Origin of the sequence: Youngiibacter multivorans (assembly GCF_017873395.1) — a bacterium.
GTDB classification, from domain to species: Bacteria; Bacillota; Clostridia; order Clostridiales; family Clostridiaceae; genus Youngiibacter; species Youngiibacter multivorans.
On record NZ_JAGGKC010000008.1, the window covers coordinates 1 to 19,413 of the forward strand.

The window sequence follows — 19,413 nt, forward strand, 5'->3', positions numbered from 1 at the left end:
AACTCTAAAAAAAGGAAGATAAGAGGGTCCGGATTCCGTCCCCTCTTATCTTCTGCTCAAATCATGCTAATTTTGGGGGCTTTTTCAGTGCCCTCATGGCCGGCAAGGCCTTTTTCTACAAACATAACATTACATAATAAATATTATGGTGAATGAAATATTGTCTACTGGTGCCTCCAGGATTCATATATCAGAATCTTGATGCAGGAATAGGTTCTTCCTGCAAATAAAAGGTTGCAGGAAATGCAAAATATAAATTCATATGAAGCCTTTTTGTAGTAAAATTGAATCAAGGGAAGGTCTATAAGACCTTATATATATGGAAGGTGGTATTTTATGGAAGGCAACAGAGACGACCTGATGCGCAACATACAGGGAAGATTCCCCAAGCTGAGCAAGGGACAGAAGCTCATTGCAGAATTCATACTGAAGCATTATGACAGGGCTGCATTCATGACGGCATCTAAACTGGGTTCAAATGTAGGCGTTAGTGAATCCACAGTGGTCAGGTTTGCTAATGAGCTTGGCTATGAGGGATATCCCGAACTGCAGAAATCCCTGCAGGACCTGGTGAAGGTAAAGCTCACCACAGTTCAGAGACTTGAGATAACGAAGGACCTTGTCAGCTCTGAGAATGCTCTCAAGGGAGTACTAAAGGCTGACATGGAGAACATAAGGGCTACACTTGAGAAGATCAATCAGAAGACCTTTGATTCATTCGTGGACTCGATATTCAGTGCAAGGAACATTTATATTATTGGTCTTAGAAGCTCCAGCACACTTGCTGATTTCTTCGCATTCTATCTGAACCTGATCCTTGAAAACGTCAAGTCGCTTAACCACGGCATAAGCGACATATTTGAGCAGATGCTTAAGATAAGCGATGAGGACCTTATCATCGGGATAGGATTCCCAAGATACTCGAACAAGACCATCGAGGTCCTTGATTTTGCAAAGGAAAGAGGTACCAAGATATGTGTCATAACGGACAGCCTTCTTTCACCACTTGCGGCAAGGGCAGACCTTAGCCTTATCGCGCAGAGCAACATGGCTTCGTTCGTTGATTCACTTGTGGCTCCAATGAGCGTCATTAATGCGCTGATCATTGCAGTCGGGCTCAAGAAGAAAGACCACGTTACTGAAACTTTCAATACCCTGGAAGACATTTGGAAGAGGTACGACATCTATAATTGACGAATAGTCAAAAATAGTGAGTTTGGATTCGATTTCATGAGTGAAATTCTCAATAATTTATGCAATAATTAATGATGTAAAGGTTTTAATGGAAAGGTGACAAAGTTGTCTCCTATATTCATATCCTTCATTAAAAAGAGTAAAATGAAACTAAGGATGTTGCAGTTCAACAGATACATTGATTTGGGGGTAGTGAGAATGGCAAAAGCAGTACTAGGACCTAAGGAATACATTGAAAAGGTAATTGAAGATGTAAGGAAGAAAAGCGCAGGCGAGCCTGAATTCATTCAGGCGGTGGAAGAGGTTCTCCCCAGTCTGGAGCCGGTAATGGCAATGCATCCTGAATATATCAAGATGAACCTTCTTGGAAGGTTCGTAGAGCCTGAAAGACAGATAATGTTCAAGGTTTCATGGATTGATGACGAAGGTGAGTTCCATGTCAACAGAGGATACAGGGTTCAGTTCAACGGAGCCATAGGACCCTACAAGGGCGGACTCAGGTTCCAGCCTTCAGTAAACCTATCAGTAATGAAGTTCCTCGGATTCGAGCAGACACTGAAGAATTCACTGTCAGGGCTTGCAATCGGAGGAGGAAAGGGCGGATCGGATTTCGACCCGAGAGGCAGGTCAGACGAGGAAGTAATGAGATTCTGCCAGGCATTCATGACGGAGCTCTACAGGCATATCGGACCTGACGTAGACGTTCCTGCAGGGGACATTGGAGTCGGTGCAAGGGAGATCGGATATCTGTTCGGGTTCTACAGGAGAATAAAGGGCGCATTCGAGAACGGCGCATTCACAGGCAAAGGTCTCCAGTATGGCGGATCTCTCATCAGGCCTGAAGCCACCGGCTTCGGCGTGGTATACTTCTGCAACGAGATACTGAAGCACGAGAATGATATCCTTGAAGGCAAGACAATCGCAGCTTCAGGCTTCGGCAACGTAACCTGGGGAGTATGCCGAAAGGCTACAGAGTTGGGAGCAAAGGTAGTCACACTTTCAGGTCCTGACGGCTATGTCTATGATGCTGATGGTGTCAATACCGAGGAGAAGTTCAATTATCTCGTAGAGATGAGAAATTCCGGAAGAGATAAGGTAGAGGACTACGCTGACAAGTTCGGCGCTGAGTTCTTCCCTGGCGAGAAGCCGTGGGGACGCAAGGTAGACATAATAATGCCATGTGCAACACAGAATGACATCCATCTTGAGCATGCGAAGATGATAGTCGATAACGGAATCAAGTACGTATGCGAGGCTGCAAACATGCCTTGCACAAACGAGGCTGTTAAATACATGCAGGAGAACAAGGTCATCATCGGACCTTCCAAGGCAGCAAATGCCGGAGGAGTATCCGTTTCAGCGCTTGAAATGGCTCAGAACAGCATGAGGCTTACATGGACGATGGAAGAAGTTGACCAGAAACTTCACCAGATAATGTCCAATATCCACAAGAATGCCAAAGATGCCGCCGAGGCATACGGATTCGGCTACAACCTGGTGGCTGGAGCCAACATAGCCGGCTTTGACAAGGTTGCCAAGGCAATGGCTGCACAGGGCGAATATTAGAGAAATGAAAAAGGACTGTCCTCAAAAGGGATGGTCCTTTAACGTTAATATCAGAATTCCTGGGTTTCGTAATTCTTCAGACTCCTGCTCCTCAGAACGAATACCGACTGAAGGGACATGAGGATTCCGCAGATTATCAGAAGATACTCTATGCGCATGACCTCGGCAAGCGGTCCGAAGAGAAGCATACCAAGCGGCATCATTACTGAGGATGCGCTGATCAGGCTGAATACACGGCCCAGCTTATCCTCCGGAACATTTTCCTGCAGCAGCGAGTATATGGGCACGTTGAAGAATGGCATAAGGATACCAATAAGAAGCATGAGCCCTATATATACCGGGAACATCCTGGTAAGTCCCATCCCTACGGTCAATATACCCATGGCCAGGATAGATGCCCCGAGGGTATCGATCCTGTTAGCAAACCCCTTCCAGTATCCGATCAGGATACCTCCGAGAATGGTTCCTCCAAAGAAGGATATCTCGTTAACTGTGAGTCTCCAGTATTCCTCCCCGTAGCTCCTAGCAACGAGAAGAGGGGTGAGCATTGCAAGAGGCGCAACAAGGAAGGTTATGGCGAGCTGTGAGAAAATAAGCGTTATTATGAATTTGTTATGTACTGCGTATTTCATCCCAAGTTTAAGCTCATCCAGGTATCTTGCACCTGGTTCGGAAGTCCTCAGGTAGGCAGGTATCTTGAGCGTCAGGAGAAGAAGGATTGCGGCTACTGCAGTTGCAACATCGATGAAGAATATCCTGTCCATTGACGAATAGGTGAGAAGCAATGCACTAAGCGCTGGTGAAGCGATCATTGTGGCTGACTGGAGCGAGGAATTGAATCCGTTGATCCTCATAAGCTTATTTTTTGGTACTAGCTGAGGGAGTATGGCACTTACTGAAGGAGTCTGTATTCCGGCTCCTATTGAACGTATGAAAGAAACGGCGAAAATGGCTTCAAGGCTCTTCATACCTGACATGAACATCAGAGCAAGGATGAATGTCGACGACGCTATTGCAAGGTCAGACAGTATGATGAGCTTCTTCCTGTCGTGCCGGTCAGCCCAGACACCTGCGAATACCGAGACGATCAGCTGGGGCAGGAATCCGAAAAGCATTGACAGCGTGAGCATGAATCCGGAATTTGTTGTAAGGGTTATGTACCATGTTATAGCATATTGCACAAGGGAAGATCCGAACAGCGACAGGGATTGCCCTGCAAGGAAGATTGCCGTGTTTCTTTTCCAGTGGGTAAAGTTTTTCGATGTATTTTCATCATCCAATGTGATGTTTTCAAAGCTGTCCATTTTATTCTTTAAACCTCGATTCTTCAAGTAAAATACAGTTGCATGCAATTTATTATAATCTATCATACGCTTCAGTGTATGACGAATACGTTAAATTGCAGAGAATTTTTTATTCATTGTTTTGATGCACGTGAGTCTCGTTAAGTTTTTCAAGGCCTATTCTTTCCTTAAGGCTGCAGCGTTAAATTGCACTATTAAAAAGACTGCATAAAGTATAGAATGGTTATTGAAGAATGCGGCATACAAACAGACTGCATTAAAACGGATTGGAAGTGATTTGGTGAAGGAGATAGTAATTGTAGGTGCCGGACCTTCAGGCATCATGGCTGCCATAAGGGCGGCAGAAGTAAGGCAGAACAGGGTAACGCTTATCGACAGGAATCCTGGTATCGGAAAGAAGCTGTTCATTACCGGCAAGGGCAGATGCAACCTTACCAGCAGCAAGGACATCAGCGAGTTTTTTGAGAACATACCTAGAAACAGGGAATTCCTGTATTCTGCACTATATACATTCACAAATATGGATGTCATGGATTTTTTCATCAAGCGCGGACTAAAGCTTAAGGTTGAAAGAGGCGACAGGGTATTTCCTGAGTCGGATAAATCGTCGGATGTCATAGAAGTGCTTAAGAGGCAGCTTGAAGCATCAGGAGTAAAGATGATGCTGTCAACCAAAGTTGAGGGCATAGATGTTGAAGGTGGAAGGATCCTTGCACTTGAGACCAGCAGGGGAAGGATTTCAGGAGATTCCTTTATCTTCGCTACTGGCGGAGCATCCTACTTCGGAACGGGATCTGACGGAATGGTCCTCGGACTCATCGAGAAGCTGGGACACAGCATTGCACCGCTCAAGCCTTCTCTGATACCTCTGGTATGCAGCGAGCCCTTCGTAAAGGATCTTCAGGGACTTTCGCTGAGAAATGTGAGGTTTACGCTGAGAGATGACAAGAAGGTGCTTTACGAGGACTTCGGAGAGCTTCTTTTTACACATTTCGGCATAAGCGGACCAATAGTTCTTTCATCATCAGCCTATTACCATGGAAGTAAGGCTAAGGGGATCATTGACCTGAAGCCTGCTCTCGACAAGAATGAGCTTGATGCAAGGATACTCAGGGATTTCTCAAAGAACATCAACAGGGATTTCAGGAATTCTTTGGATGAGCTGCTGCCGTCAAAGCTGATACCTGTGATAGTTGCACTTTCAGGTATTGATCCGATAAAGAAGGTTCATAGCGTGACTAAGGAGGAAAGAAGGGTCCTCACAGACCTCCTGAAGGGACTGACAGTCACTGTGACAGGTACGAAGTCTCTGAATGAAGCGATTATTACGCGAGGCGGGGTGGACACCAGGGAAATCGAGCCTGCAACCATGAAGTCCAGGAAGGTTGAAAATCTCTACTTTGCAGGTGAAATGATTGATGTTGATGCATTGACAGGCGGTTTCAACCTGCAGATAGCATTTTCCACAGGATACCTGGCCGGCAGCAACGCATAAAGGCTCGCAAGCATGGCAGAACCTATTATTTTGTTGGCTTATATTTCGAAAATATAGTATAATGTCTTAGTGCAGGCCAACTTATGTAGAAAAATGGGTTAATTATGAATTTTTAAATAACTCACTTTATTTTTCCATGCGGAAATATTAAACTATATACGTATAGCATTGTAAATTTCTCTTTCCGGGGAGTGAGCAAATGAGGGAAATCATCAGGGCTGAATACTCCGGCTTCTGCTTCGGAGTTGACAGAGCCGTGAAGGAGGCTTTTACGGTCAGGAAGACCAAGGGCAGGACCTTCACCCTGGGGCCGCTTATCCACAACAAGGATGTAACTGATAAGCTGGAAGATTCTGGTGTCAGTACCATATCTGAAGGTGAGATAGGAAGACTCGAAAAGGATGACACGGTCATCATCAGGACCCATGGTGTAACCAGGGCGGTCTACGACGGACTTAAGGCAATGGGCGTCGACATAATCGACCTTACATGCCCTTATGTTATAAACATTCAGAAGAAGGTCAGTGAGTACCACGACAAGGGCTACCAGATTGTAATCCTTGGAGATGGTAATCATCCGGAGGTGGTAGGTATCAATGGCTGGTGTGACAACTCAGCTTACATCACACCAACGGGGGAAGTGGACATTCCTTTGAAAAGAAAGGTATGTGTAGTATCCCAGACCACTGAAAAGCAAAGGAACTGGTTGAATCTGATCATGAATATTGCCAAGACATCCAAAGAGTTCGTGGCTTTCAACACCATCTGCAAGGCTACTGAAGAACGCCAGAAGTCGGCGGAAGAACTCTCGAAGGAAGTTGATGCAATGCTGGTGATCGGCGGGAAATCAAGCTCCAACACAAAAAAACTCTACGAACTCTGCAGGGCGAATTGCGAAAAGACCTATATGGTCGAGAACGCACAGGAGCTTGCAGGTATGATAAACAATTTTGATGGTGCGGTTCGAGTAGGGGTTACCGCAGGTGCATCCACACCCGAATGGATAATTAAGGAGGCAGTCGGATTATTATGATGGAAGAAAACAACAACGTTGAGAAGAATGAGTCGGAGATGTCCATGCAGGACCTAATGGACCTTTATGAGAAGCCTGTAAGGATCGGACAGATTATAAAGGGCAAGGTCATCCAGCTGGATGAGAAGGAAGCAATAGTAGCACTCGTGGGAGCAAGTCATGATGGTAAGATTGCTCTTGAAGAAGCAAGTGCAGGAAGCAGCGACAGTTTAGCTGAAGTCCTTCAGGTTGGTCAGGAAATCGAGGCCAAGGTTATCAGAAGACCTCAGGAGAATGACAGCTTCTTCATACTTTCCATGGTTGAAGTTCAGAGAGAGGAAGCCCTTGTTGACATAAGAAAGGCTTTCGAATCAAACGAGACTCTGACAGTAAAGATCAAGGAAGCAGTAAAGGGCGGACTTGTAGGATTCTACATGGGCCAGAGGGTATTCATACCTGCATCCCATGTTGAGCTCAACACAGTGAAGGACCTTAACGTATATCAGGGTCAGGACATGGAAGTTAGTGTCATCGAAATAGAAGAGAGAAGAGGCACCACAAGGATAGTAGCATCAAGGAGAAAGAAGCTCCAGGCTGAGAAGGAAGTTGTTGAATCCTCAGCATGGGAGAACTTCGAAGAAGGACAGGTCATCGAAGGAAGAGTCGAGAGACTTACAGACTTCGGAGCATTTGTCAATGTCAACGGAGTTGATGGACTTCTTCACGTTTCCGAGATTTCATTCGGTAAGGTCGGAAAGCCAAGCGACGTACTTAAGATCGGCGATTCTGTAAAGGTCAAGATCATATCCCTCGACAAGGAGAAGAAGAGACTGTCACTCAGCCTCAAGGCCCTTGCTGAAAATCCATGGACAAACATCGAGGAGAAGTATCCTGCGGGAAGCATAACCCTCGGCAAGGTTGTAAGGTTCACGGACTTCGGAGCGTTCATTGAGCTTGAGCCTGGTGTGGACGGACTTGCCCACATTTCACAGCTTAGTCACAAGAGAGTCGAGTCACCTTCAGAGGTTCTGAAGATAGGCGAGACTGTAAAGGTAAAGATACTTGATTCAAGCGAGGCCAACAAGAAGGTCTCCCTGAGCCTCAAGGCAATAGAGTAGTAATGCAAGCCCTGGCATATGCCAGGGCTTTTACTTTGTGTAAGATGGGCCTTTATGGATACTCCACATACCAAAAATAGTGGCAATGACTCCTGTGAGGGGATATTTTGAGTTATAATAATAGTATAGCTTTTAAGGGCGAAAGTCCGCAGGAGGATGCTATGGCTGTTGCCGAACATGTGACAAAGAAGGACATTGAAGAACTGGAAGGCGAGCTTGAAGGCTTCAGGAGCTTCAATGAGTTCAATGAAGATTTTTTAAGCATATACAAAAATTCCAGCATGATAGTCAAGCACCAGATGAGGTCATCATCAAGGGTGATCAGGATTGACGGAGTGCCGGTAATGTTCCTTTGGTGTGATTTCAGGAACTATGCGTCCACCATACGGACAATGGTTCCTCTTAAAGCCATGGGAGCTGAAATGAAGAGCAGCAAGCTGCAGGGGATAATTCCATCTGTTATGAAGAGTGCCTCACTTTCAGAAACCGGAAGATTCAAGTACAATGCCTCCGAAAGCACTGAGAACAGGTTCCTGCTTGAAGAGATGGGATTCTACCTTGATGAGATGTCATTTTCAATGAGAATAGATACCTCAAAATTGCCAGCGATGAGCAGCGTGCCTGAGGTTAGGCAGTATCACGTTGAGGACATAGACGACAGGGTTAAAGTACAGAACTCAATATTCGAGGATAAATACAGGATTCCTCTCGGGAGGGCTGACATACTTATTGAGATGGCAAAGAGGACCTACATCCCTGATGCAAGCTGGTTCCTGATGAAGTATGGAAGTATTGCGGGATATGGTCAGATAATGAAAAGCGGAACCAGAAAGGTTCTCGTAAATTTCGGTGTGATACCAGAGGTTAGGGGCAAGGGGCTTTCGAGGGATTTCCTCATATGGATCCTTGAAAAAGGCAAAGCTATGGGGTATAAGGAAATTTACCTTGATGTCAACGCCGGAAACATACCGGCTGTAAATCTCTACCAGAGCACAGGGTTCGAGATAGTTGAAAAAAGGGTCAAATGGTACTTCAAGGAATATTAAAAGCCTGCATAAAGCTGAACTTTTTCAGCTGACTGCAGGCTTTTATCGTTTTAGAAAAGTCTTGAATATTCCACAAGGGCGCTTCTCAGCACCTCTACTGCGATCTTCAGGTCTTCGGCCTTGATGCAGTATGAGATCCTTACCTCATCCTCGCCTAATCCGGGTGTATTGTAGAATCCACCTGCAGGTGCCATCATTACGGTGACTCCGTCCAGGTCGTAGGACTCCAGTATCCACTGGCAGAAGTGTTCAGAAGACTTCACAGGAAACTTAGCGATTATGTAGAATGCTCCCTCCGGCTTTCTCATGAATACGCCTGGAATGCTTGACAGCCCTTCAAACAGGATGTCCCTTCTGTGCTGGTACTCCGCCCTGGTCTTCTCGAAGAAGGAATCAGGCGTCCTGTAAAGCGCAGCTGCAGCAACCTGTTCTACAGTAGGTGCGCAAAGCCTTGCCTGAGTGAGCTTCATGATCTCGTTGATGAGCGCTGTGTTCTTTGATGCCACAAGACCGATCCTGGCGCCGCAGGCGCTGAACCTCTTGCTTATGGAATCGGTCAGGACAACCCTGTCCTCAATCTCCTTGTAAGCGAGAGGGCTGTATACCGTGAGTCCGTCATATACAAGCTCCCTGTATACCTCATCAGTGATGAGGAAAAGGTCGTGCTCTATTGCAAGGTCACGGAGAAGCTCTATCTCAGCCTTGGTATAGACTGTTCCTGTAGGGTTCGACGGGCTTGAATAAAGTATTGCTTTTGTGTTCGGAGTTATTTTCGCTTCTATCTCCGACTTTGAAGGCAAATGGAATCCATCCTCCTTGTAGGTCTTGAAGGAGGTCACCTTGCAGCCTGCCATCTCAGTGAAGGATGAGTAATTGGTGTAAAACGGCTCAGGAACCAGGACTTCATCCTCAGGGTCGCAAATTGCCATGAGTGAGAAGAGCAGAGCTTCAGATCCGCCATTGGTGACGACCATGTTCTCGTCCTTGAAGTCGTATCCGAGCTTTGCATAATAATCTGTGAAGGCATCGAGCAGAACCCTCTGTCCTCTTGAATCTGAATAAGCGAGGACTTTCTCCTCGTAATTTTTGAGCGTGTCAAAGAAAGCTGCCGGAGTCTCAATGTCCGGCTGTCCTATATTGAGCCCCAGGACTCGTTTCCCGTCTTCCCTTGCCTTTGCGGCGTAGGGAGCGAGCTTCCTGATTGGCGAGAATTGCATCTTTGTGATCCTGTTCGAAAGCTTCATCTTATTTACCCCTTTGATGATAATCGTATTTCATGATACTACTTTTTAGTACCTAATTTCAAGACTTTGCAGAGTCTTATTGAATCTTCCTTCTGATGTCCGTCCTGTTTCTCATTCAATGATAGCACAATTCGCGGAATTTGACCTTAATGCGCACTTTTTCTTCTGACTGGTTCAGGCAGAGCTCAGGAGGGTTTTTGGCACCTTCCTTGAAATATATGGTATTATATTGTAATGTAATTGTTCAATCATAAATAGTTTTGAGAGGAAGATGATCTTGTCAAAGAGATACTACATAGAGACCTGGGGATGCCAGATGAACGAAGAGGATTCTGAAAAATTAAGCGGCATGCTCGCGAACATAGGCTATGAAAAGACACTATTCAAGGACCAGGCAAATGTCATAATATTCAACACCTGCGCGGTCCGGGAAAATGCCGAACTTAAGGTGTACGGCAATCTTGGAGCACTCAAGAAGCTGAAGAGAGACAACCCCGAGCTCATCATAGCTGTCTGCGGCTGCATGATGCAGCAGAAGGGTATGCCTGAGGAGATATTGAAGAAGTACAGGCATGTCGATATTGTGTTCGGCACGCATAATGCATATAAGTTCCCTGAATATCTTGAAAGGGCAAAGACCGAGGGTGTCCAGGTCAAGGAAATATTCGAGAAGGAAACTGATATCGTGGAAGGGATGCCCATAACCAGGGAATCCACCGTCACTGCATACGTGACCATAATGTACGGGTGCAATAATTTCTGCACATACTGCATCGTACCATATGTTAGAGGCAGGGAAAGGTCAAGAAAGCCTGAAGACATACTGGGAGAGATCAGGGACCTGGTCTCGAAGGGCTACAAGGAGATAACGCTCCTTGGTCAGAACGTGAACTCCTATGGTGTTAACCTTGAGAATGACATCAGTTTCGCTGGACTTCTCAGACTTGTCAATGAAGTCGAGGGTCTGGAGCGGATAAGGTTCATGACAAACCATCCGAAGGACCTTACTGATGATGTCATTGAAGCCGTCAGGGACTGCAGTAAGGTGGTGGAGCAGGTTCACCTGCCGGTGCAGAGCGGTTCGGACAGGCTTCTGAAGTCGATGAACCGTGGATACTCTAAGGAGGGCTACCTTGAAACAGTAAGGAAGCTCAAGGAGAAGGTGCCGAATGTTGCAATAAGCACCGACATCATAGTTGGGTTCCCTGGTGAAACCGAGGAGGATTTCCTCGGTACTCTGGACGTTGTAGAAACCGTCGGATATGACACCGCCTACACGTTCATATATTCCAGGAGAAAGCATACCCCTGCTGACAGGATGACTGAACAGGTGCCTGACAAGGTCAAGCATGAGAGGTTCAACCGGCTTGTTGAGGCAGTCAACAGAAAGTCATTGGAGAGGAATGCAGCTTACCTTGGCAACATATACGAGGTCCTTGTTGAAGGCCAGAGCAAGTATGACACTGAGGTACTTCAGGGCAGGACGAGGACAGGCAAGACAGTGAACTTCAAAGGTGAAGAATCCCTCATTGGAAGCCTGGTAAAAGTAAGGATTTCAAAGGCAGGAACCTTCAGCATGAACGGTGATAAAGTAGAATAGGTAAAATTACAGCCGTCATCTGGTTTTCAGATGGCGGCTGAACCTGTCATCAGACAGGATTTTGCGGGTCGAAGTCGTTATCCATCCAGAAGAATTCCCAGTGATGACCGTCAGTATCGTAGAAGCTTCTCGTGTACATGAAGTCCATGGGGTCTGACTGAGGCGGGCTTCCTGCTCCTAGCTCGAGTGCTCTGTCGACTATGCGGTCTACAGTATCCTTGTCAGGAACCTCAAGTGCGATCAGAGTCTCAACAGTTGACTCATCAGCTATTGTCTTTTTCGTGAATCGCCTGAAGAACTCCTCCGTGAGTATCATGATGTAGTAATTTTCGTCTATTACAATCATGGAAGCGTTGCTGTCGCTAAACCGCTCATCCATTTTGAAGCCCATGTCCGTGAAAAATCTGGTGCTCTTTTGAAGGTCTTTAGTTGGAATGTTAATATATACTCCCTTGATCATTTTGTCCTCCCTGCATGCGTCAGCATGCTGCGTCAGTACTGGTATCCTATGGGAATATATTAACTGAAAATAATTCTCAATATGTTTTGCATCTGCTAATTTTCTGTATATTTTCTGGAAATTAGTAAAAATAATGGCATATGCTGGTCAGGTGTTTCTAACAGACCAATAATTATGAGGTACAATCTAGAATACGTATTTGGTATACTATAAGGTAGTTAACGTTTGGAGGTCTGAAATGGCACTTACACCGATGATGCAGCAATATTTTGAAATAAAGGAAAAGTACAAGGATACTATACTGTTCTACAGGTTGGGGGACTTCTATGAGATGTTCTTCGAGGATGCCGAGCTCGCATCAAAAGAGCTCGAGCTGGTGCTTACCGGCAGGGACTGCGGACTTGAGGACAGAGCCCCGATGTGCGGAATACCATACCATTCTGCCAGAAACTATATCGGAAGACTGGTTTCCAAAGGCTACAAGGTGGCCATATGCGAGCAGGTGGAGGATCCGAAGCTGGCGAAGGGTATAGTCAGAAGGGATGTCATTAGGGTCATAACTCCCGGGACATTCCTTGACGAGACATTCGTCTCGGAGGAGAGGAACAACTACATAATGGGTGTATTCAAGGATGGAGGCAATTACGGCCTTTCATTCTGCGACATCTCCACAGGTGAATTTTACGCTTCAACAGTAAAGGCCGAAGCCGAGATGCTGGATGCGGAAATTGGTAAGTTCTCCCCTAAGGAGGCTGTTGCCTCTTCAGCTGAGCTGGCAGAATTCATTTTCAGCAGATATTCACTGCTTACTAATGCAAGAAGTATCTCTGATGAATCGGACCTTTTGCTTGAAGGACGTTTCAGAAGCGTATCAGGAGGCATAAACTCACTTGTTGCGTCCTCCTGCAGCATACTTCTTGGATATCTCGAGGAGACCCAGAAGACCGCTCTTACGAACCTCACTCATCTTGAGGTCTATTCGTCGACTGATTCCATGGCAATGGACCCAAACACAAAGAGAAACCTTGAGCTTACAGAGAACATAGTGGACAAGGGGAAGAGAGGAAGTCTCCTCTGGGTACTTGACGATACAGCCACGGCCATGGGAGGAAGGAATCTCAGAAGATGGGTAGAGCAGCCCCTCATAAGCCGCGAGCTCATCGACAGACGGCTTGAAGCAGTCGAAGCCCTATACGGGAGCCTTGACATGCTGGAAGACCTTAGGGAGGCTTTAAAGGGCGTATACGACATAGAGAGGATAGTCTCCAAGGTAGCTCTTAAGTCGGTCAATCCCAAGGAACTCCTTACCCTCAAGAATTCACTGGGAAGGCTTCCTGCTGTGAAGGATATCCTTAAAAACCTTGATTATGGCGAGCTCTCAAGGCTTAACAGGAAGATGGACACCCTCTCTGACATATGGAATCTCCTTGATTCATCAATATCAGAGGATGCACCCATGACCTCGAAGGACGGCGGAATAATCAAGAATGGATACAGCAAAGATGTTGACGAGCTCAGGGACATCAGGCTCAATGGTAAAAGGTGGATTGCCGAGCTTGAGGCAAAGGAAAGGGAATTCACTGGCATAAGGTCGCTTAAGATAGGCTTCAACAAGGTGTTCGGCTACTATATAGAGATAAGCAGGGCTAACTTTTCCAGTATACCTGAGGGCAGATACATAAGGAAACAGACCTTAAGCAATGCGGAGAGGTACATTACCGAGGAACTGAAGGTTATGGAGGACAAGATATTAGGTGCGGAGGAAAAGCTCTCAGAGCTTGAATACGGACTGTTCACTGATATAAGGGACAGGATCGAGGGCGAGATAGAGAGGCTGAAGGCAACTAGCAGGTGCATAGCAGACCTTGACTGCTACCAGTGCCTGGCAAAGGTAGCGAGAGACAACGGCTATGTGAAGCCGGTATTCAGCATAGACGGGAAGATGAACATAGTAGAGGGAAGGCATCCTGTAGTGGAGAAGATGATGGACAAGGGAGCCTTCGTATCAAATGATCTGGTCATGGACAGCACTCTGGAGAGGTTCCTCATAATAACGGGGCCCAACATGTCCGGAAAATCCACCTTCATGAGGCAGAGTGCACTCATAGTGCTGATGGCCCAGATTGGCTCCTTCGTTCCAGCAAAGAAGGCATCGCTTTCGATATGCGACAGGATATTTACGAGGATTGGAGCCTCCGACGACCTTGCAGGTGGCAAGTCCACATTCATGGTTGAAATGAGTGAAGTCTCCGAAATACTCAAAAATGCCACATCAAGGTCACTTATCATCCTTGATGAGGTCGGAAGAGGTACCAGCACCTATGACGGGCTCAGTATCGCATGGGCAGTGATCGAGTACATACTGAAGCACATAAAGGGGAGCAAGTCCCTGTTCGCAACCCACTATCATGAGCTAGTGGCTCTTGAAGGCGAGCTTGAGGGTATCAGGAACTATTCCGTGCTCGTCAGGGAGGTCGGAACAACCATAGCCTTCCTCAGGAAGATCGTTCCGGGAGGCGCTGATGAGTCCTACGGCATAGAGGTTGCGAAGCTTGCCGGAATACCAAGGGAGATACTGATACGGGCAAAGGATATCCTAAAGGACCTTGAGAAGAAGGGCAAAAAGCCTGCGAGAGCACAGAAAATCAAGGAAGATCCGCTGCAGATAGGATTCGTGGATATAGGACGCGAAGCCCTGTTCGAAAGGATAAAGACCCTGGATGTCATGTCCATGACTCCAATGGAGGCCATGAACGCACTTTACGAATTGAACAATGATGCGAAGGAATTGAATTAGATGGCAAGGATTAATGTCCTGGACAAGGATACATTCAACAAGATAGCAGCCGGTGAGGTGGTTGAAAGACCATCCTCTGTGGTCAAGGAACTGGTGGAAAACTCAATTGATGCCGGCTCGAAGGAAATACACGTTGAGATCCAGGGGGGCGGAGAAGAGCTCATAAGGGTTCTCGACAAGGGAGAAGGAATTGAGCCTGAAGACATGCTGAAGGCTTTTATGCCTCATGCAACCAGCAAGATAATGAACGCTGATGACCTGTTCAGAATCAGTACCATGGGCTTCAGGGGAGAGGCCCTTTCAAGCATAAGCTCCGTATCGAAGGTGCTCATGAGGTCAAGGACTGAAGGCTCAGACGGCAGAGAAGTCTATATAGAAGGCGGAGACCTGAAGTATGAGAAGTTCTCTCCCATGGACAAGGGAACGCTGATTGAGGTAAGGGACCTGTTCTTCAATGTTCCGGCAAGGAAGAAGTTCCTTAAGACAAGGTCCAAGGAAGCCACTACCATTGGGGAGATATTGTCAAAGATCGCGATAGCCCATCCTGAAATCAGCTTCAGCCTGGTTTCAGACGGGAAGTCACTTCTGAAGACATACGGCACAGGTGAACAGAAGGATGTCATAAGGCAGGTTTATACGAAAAAGACCCAGGAAAACACCTTTCAGTTCGATGAAGAATATGAGTCTCTTAGGATAAGCGGCTTTGTCGGAAATGAGGAGATATCCAGGGGAAACAGAAGCCAGCAGAGCATATTCGTAAACAGGAGACTTGTGCAGTCAAGGACAATAACAGTTGCGGCCGAGAATGCGTTCAAATCCTTTGCAACAGTAAGCCGTTTTCCGTTCCTCATAATCAACATAGACATACTGCCTGAGATCATCGACGTGAACATTCATCCTCAGAAGGCTGAAATCAAATTTGAGGATGACAGGCACATATTCAAGGTTGTCTTCGATACCATCCACAAGACCATGGCTGAAGGCCTGAAAAGGACCTTTGATGTAGAGCCTGATACAAGCCAGGATCCGGTACATGAGCAGCTTACAGCTGACATGCCCATAAAACCTGTTTATATCGACATGCCTGTGGATGTCACTGCAAGGTCCTTCCCTGATGTCAGGAGACAATGGACGGATGAGACCATATATTCAGGTGAGGACAGGAAGGAAACAGGACCTTCAGCAGCACCAGAAGCGAAGTCCCCAAATTCATATGTCTCAGAAGAACCTACCTCAATGAGGGAAGCCAAATTCCCAATGCCGAGAATCATAGGACAATTCAGGAGCACATATATTCTTGCTGAGATCCACGACGAGCTTTATGTCTTCGACCAGCATGCCGCACATGAGAAGATCAACTTTGAAAAGTACATGAGGGACCTGACGATGGGGGCAGTATCGTCACAGCCACTTCTTGTGCCGGCAATCCTTGAGCTGAGCCTTGAGGACTATGGCCTCATGAACGAGAACCGCTCAGCGCTTGCAGAAGCGGGCTTCCTTGTCGAGGACTTCGGTGACAGGGCGATTTCAGTCAGGGAGGTACCATATTTCCTGGGTGAGGTTTCCAACATGTCATACCTTACTGACATACTGGATAACATAAGGAACCTTGGAAAAGGCACCAGGGAGGAGATCAGGAGGATGAGGATAGCGACCGCCGCCTGCAAGGCCTCTGTAAAGGCCTACGAACCTCTTACACTGAGGGAAATGGAACATCTCATAGACGAGCTCAGGCACATCGACGAGCCGTTTACCTGCCCTCACGGAAGGCCTACAATGATCAAGTATACCGAAAAGGATTTTGAAAAGGCCTTCAGGAGGATAGTATGAAGCCAAGGCTTATCATAATAGCCGGACCTACGGGAGTAGGGAAGACTGAAATCTCAATAAGGCTTGCGAAGCTCCTCGACGGTGAGATAGTATCCTGCGACTCGATGCAGGTGTACAGGCTCATGGATATCGGCTCCGCCAAGGCGACAAGAGAAGAAATGCAGGGAATCCCCCACCATATGGTGGACATCCTAGACCCTATGACACCTTTTACTGTCTCTGAATACAAGGCCATGGCAGAAACGGCAATCGATGACATAATCTCCAGAGGGAAGGTACCCATAATGGTCGGGGGTACAGGACTGTACATCGACAGCGTAATAACGGACATGTCCTTTGCAGAAGGCTCCGGGGATACTGCCTTCAGGGACTCCATGGAGGAACTTGCAGTGAAGAGCGGAAAGGAAGAGGTCCACAGGCAGCTTCAGGAGGTGGATCCAATAGCTGCAGAAAGGATACATCCAAATAACCTGAAAAGGGTCATCAGGGCTCTAGAAGTCTATCACATGACCGGAAAGCCCTTCAGCTCATTTGCCGACGAGGGGATCATCAATCCAAAGTATGAGGTCAGCTACTACTACCTTAACCGAAAAAGAGAAGAGCTATACAGTGCAATTGACATCAGAGTACTTAAAATGCTGGAGGAAGGACTTGTTGATGAGGTCAGGATGCTCAGGGAAAGGGGTCTGACCAGAGAGCACCAGAGCATGCAGGGTATCGGATACAAGGAGGTCCTTGACTATCTTGACGGTAAGAAGACCTATGATGAGATGGTAGAGGAGATCCAAAGGCATTCCAGGAACTATGCAAAAAGGCAGCTTACATGGTTTAGGAGGAAGAGCCTTGCAGTGGAGATTTACAGGGATGCAATGAGCACTGAAGAAATCCTAAATCTCATTAAAAGCATGGAAAGCTAAATCTACATGTTATATAATAAAGGATATACAAATTAAAGTGACACGTGACCGCTCGGCATAATGAGCTTATTAAATAAAGGGGTGAGGGGATGAACAAGTCTACAAACAATCTACAGGATATTTTCCTCAATGGGGCAAGAAAGCAGAGGATGCAGGTCATCATACATCTTGTCAATGGATTCCAGCTAAGGGGTACGGTAAAGGGCTTCGACAATTTCACCGTAGTTCTGGACAGCGAAGGAAAGCAGATGCTTGTATACAAGCATTCAATCACTACTATCACTCCGCAGAAGCCTATTCTCTTCAATAACCCTCAGGTTCCTGAAGAGATTGTACCTGAAAGCGAACAGTAAACCTATGGACCGGGAAACCGGTCCTTTTCCATGTTTGTCACTTTCCTTTGCCTTGAGCAGGGACCTGTGATAGACTGTTGTATTGTACTAAATATTGATTGAGGTAAATAACATGAATGAGATTACAGAAAAATTCCTTCTGAAGGAATATGGCATAAGCGAGAAGGTCCTTGAGCTCCACAGGAATGCTCTCAAGGAAGTTCTGGGCATGTTCGAGTACTATGACGGCATCAGGGAATACAACCAGTTCAAGGTGCTGAAGGCATTCCAGGATGAAAAAATCAGCGACTACCACTTTACAAATTCGACAGGCTACGGTTATGGAGATGTGGGCAGGGATACCCTTGACGTTCTATATGCGAAGGTGTTCAAGGCTGAGGCTGCGCTTGTAAGGCCTCACTTTGTAAGCGGAACCCATGCCATAGCGGCTGCGCTTTATGGCACCCTGAGACCTGGAGACACCATGGTTTCAGTGTGCGGAAAGCCATATGACACACTGCACAGTATAATAGGTATCGCTGGAGATGAAGACTCGGGATCTTTGAAGGACTATGGAGTAGGATATATCGAAGTTCCGCTGAAGGATGAGAAGGTCGACGTTGAAGCAGTAAAGGAAATCCTTCGTATGAACCCTTCTGTAAAGATGATACACATCCAGAGAAGCACCGGCTACGGCTGGAGAAAATCCATGAACATAGCTGAAATCGAAGAAGTAATAAGGCAGGTAAGGTCAGTAAGAAAAGACGTTGTGGTCTTTGTAGACAATTGCTATGGCGAATTCGTTGAAGAAAAGGAACCGATAGAGGTAGGCGCTGACCTGGTGGCTGGATCTCTCATAAAGAACATAGGTGGCGGCATCGCACAGACAGGCGGATATGTGGTCGGAAGAAAGGACCTTGTCGAAAAGGCTTCCTTCAGGCTTACCCTTCCTGGAATCGGCGGTGAAGCCGGTTCAACCTTCGGAGTAATAAGAAGCTTCTACCAGGGGCTCTTCCTTGCGCCTCATACTACAATGGAGGCCGTGAAGACATCTGTCTACGCGGCAAAGCTTCTTGAACTTGCAGGCTTCACTGTGCTGCCTAAGGCTGAAGACAAGAGGACTGATATAATACAGGCGATAAAGTTCGGTGTTAAGGACAAGATGATAGAGTTCGTAAAGGGCATACAGTTCGGTGCGCCCATAGACTCATCTGCAGTCTGTGAGCCATGGGACATGCCAGGCTATGAGGACCAGGTCATAATGGCGGCTGGTGCCTTCATCCAGGGAGCTTCAATCGAACTTTCCTGTGATGCACCTATAAGGGAGCCATATATCGCTTACCTTCAGGGAGGCTTGACCTTCGACCATGGCAAGCTGGGTGTGCTCATAGCACTTTCCAGGGTATTTGCCTGATTCTGACCGGTAGGTTGTGAATTAGACGTTGAAATCACAAACCTTTGCATTTGTGCTAAAATATAGTTATTAAGCACACAGAAG

The 19,413-nt window shown here is 46.6% G+C and carries 13 protein-coding genes and 1 pseudogene; 11 read left to right on the forward strand and 3 right to left on the reverse strand.

From position 1 onward, the window contains the following. Window positions 1-336 precede the first annotated feature (336 nt). Both J2Z34_RS05920 and gdhA read left to right on the forward strand, forming a co-directional pair. Window positions 337-1,194 carry a MurR/RpiR family transcriptional regulator gene (locus tag J2Z34_RS05920; protein ID WP_209458948.1) on the forward strand — a complete coding sequence of 286 codons (858 nt, stop codon included), beginning with the start codon at window positions 337-339 and terminating at the stop codon, window positions 1,192-1,194. A gap of 198 nt (window positions 1,195-1,392) precedes the next feature. After that, window positions 1,393-2,760: an NADP-specific glutamate dehydrogenase gene (gene gdhA / locus J2Z34_RS05925; RefSeq protein WP_209458949.1), complete on the forward strand. Its 1,368-nt coding sequence runs from the start codon at window positions 1,393-1,395 to the stop codon at window positions 2,758-2,760. Between the two features lie 50 nt (window positions 2,761-2,810). On the opposite strand, the gene J2Z34_RS05930 is transcribed toward gdhA, so the two are convergent. Then, window positions 2,811-4,064 carry an MFS transporter gene (locus tag J2Z34_RS05930; protein WP_209458950.1) on the reverse strand — a complete coding sequence of 418 codons (1,254 nt, stop codon included), beginning with the start codon at window positions 4,062-4,064 and terminating at the stop codon, window positions 2,811-2,813. Between the two features lie 280 nt (window positions 4,065-4,344). Here J2Z34_RS05930 and J2Z34_RS05935 point away from each other — a divergent pair, with 280 nt between their 5' ends. The 3 genes and pseudogenes from J2Z34_RS05935 to J2Z34_RS05945 all read left to right on the forward strand — a co-directional run bounded on the left by J2Z34_RS05935 (window position 4,345) and on the right by J2Z34_RS05945 (window position 8,735). After that, window positions 4,345-5,559 carry a BaiN/RdsA family NAD(P)/FAD-dependent oxidoreductase gene (locus tag J2Z34_RS05935; protein WP_209458951.1) on the forward strand — a complete coding sequence of 405 codons (1,215 nt, stop codon included), beginning with the start codon at window positions 4,345-4,347 and terminating at the stop codon, window positions 5,557-5,559. A 199-nt stretch (window positions 5,560-5,758) separates the two neighbouring features. After that, window positions 5,759-7,689, forward strand: a pseudogene (locus J2Z34_RS05940) (bifunctional 4-hydroxy-3-methylbut-2-enyl diphosphate reductase/30S ribosomal protein S1). Between the two features lie 161 nt (window positions 7,690-7,850). Next, the gene (locus tag J2Z34_RS05945) at window positions 7,851-8,735 is read left to right on the forward strand and encodes a GNAT family N-acetyltransferase (protein WP_209458952.1); all 885 of its coding nucleotides are present in this window, start codon (window positions 7,851-7,853) and stop codon (window positions 8,733-8,735) included. 50 nt (window positions 8,736-8,785) lie between these two features. On the opposite strand, the gene J2Z34_RS05950 is transcribed toward J2Z34_RS05945, so the two are convergent. Beyond that, the gene (locus tag J2Z34_RS05950) at window positions 8,786-9,979 is read right to left on the reverse strand and encodes a pyridoxal phosphate-dependent aminotransferase (RefSeq protein WP_209458953.1); all 1,194 of its coding nucleotides are present in this window, start codon (window positions 9,977-9,979) and stop codon (window positions 8,786-8,788) included. A 271-nt stretch (window positions 9,980-10,250) separates the two neighbouring features. On the opposite strand from J2Z34_RS05950, the gene miaB reads away from it, so the two are divergent. Then, complete coding sequence (gene miaB, locus J2Z34_RS05955; RefSeq protein ID WP_209458954.1) at window positions 10,251-11,579, forward strand: tRNA (N6-isopentenyl adenosine(37)-C2)-methylthiotransferase MiaB; 1,329 nt, start codon at window positions 10,251-10,253, stop codon at window positions 11,577-11,579. Window positions 11,580-11,628: 49 nt separating this feature from the next. Here miaB and J2Z34_RS05960 read toward each other — a convergent pair whose 3' ends face one another. Next, a complete protein-coding gene (locus tag J2Z34_RS05960; RefSeq protein WP_209458955.1) occupies window positions 11,629-12,039 on the reverse strand; it encodes a VOC family protein in 411 nt (136 codons plus the stop codon). A 238-nt stretch (window positions 12,040-12,277) separates the two neighbouring features. On the opposite strand from J2Z34_RS05960, the gene mutS reads away from it, so the two are divergent. From mutS to J2Z34_RS05985, 5 genes are all read left to right on the forward strand, one after another. Next, window positions 12,278-14,836, forward strand: a complete 2,559-nt coding sequence (mutS, locus tag J2Z34_RS05965; RefSeq protein ID WP_209458956.1) for a DNA mismatch repair protein MutS — start codon at window positions 12,278-12,280, stop codon at window positions 14,834-14,836. After that, window positions 14,837-16,666: a DNA mismatch repair endonuclease MutL gene (mutL, locus tag J2Z34_RS05970; RefSeq protein ID WP_209458957.1), complete on the forward strand. Its 1,830-nt coding sequence runs from the start codon at window positions 14,837-14,839 to the stop codon at window positions 16,664-16,666. Beyond that, a complete protein-coding gene (miaA, locus tag J2Z34_RS05975; RefSeq protein WP_209458958.1) occupies window positions 16,663-17,583 on the forward strand; it encodes a tRNA (adenosine(37)-N6)-dimethylallyltransferase MiaA in 921 nt (306 codons plus the stop codon). The genes mutL and miaA overlap by 4 nt, the downstream gene beginning before the upstream one ends. A gap of 89 nt (window positions 17,584-17,672) precedes the next feature. Beyond that, the gene (hfq, locus tag J2Z34_RS05980; protein WP_209458959.1) at window positions 17,673-17,936 is read left to right on the forward strand and encodes an RNA chaperone Hfq; all 264 of its coding nucleotides are present in this window, start codon (window positions 17,673-17,675) and stop codon (window positions 17,934-17,936) included. A 112-nt stretch (window positions 17,937-18,048) separates the two neighbouring features. Then, entirely contained in the window at window positions 18,049-19,329 is a 1,281-nt protein-coding gene (locus J2Z34_RS05985; protein WP_209458960.1) for a methionine gamma-lyase family protein, read from the forward strand. Window positions 19,330-19,413: the final 84 nt, after the last annotated feature.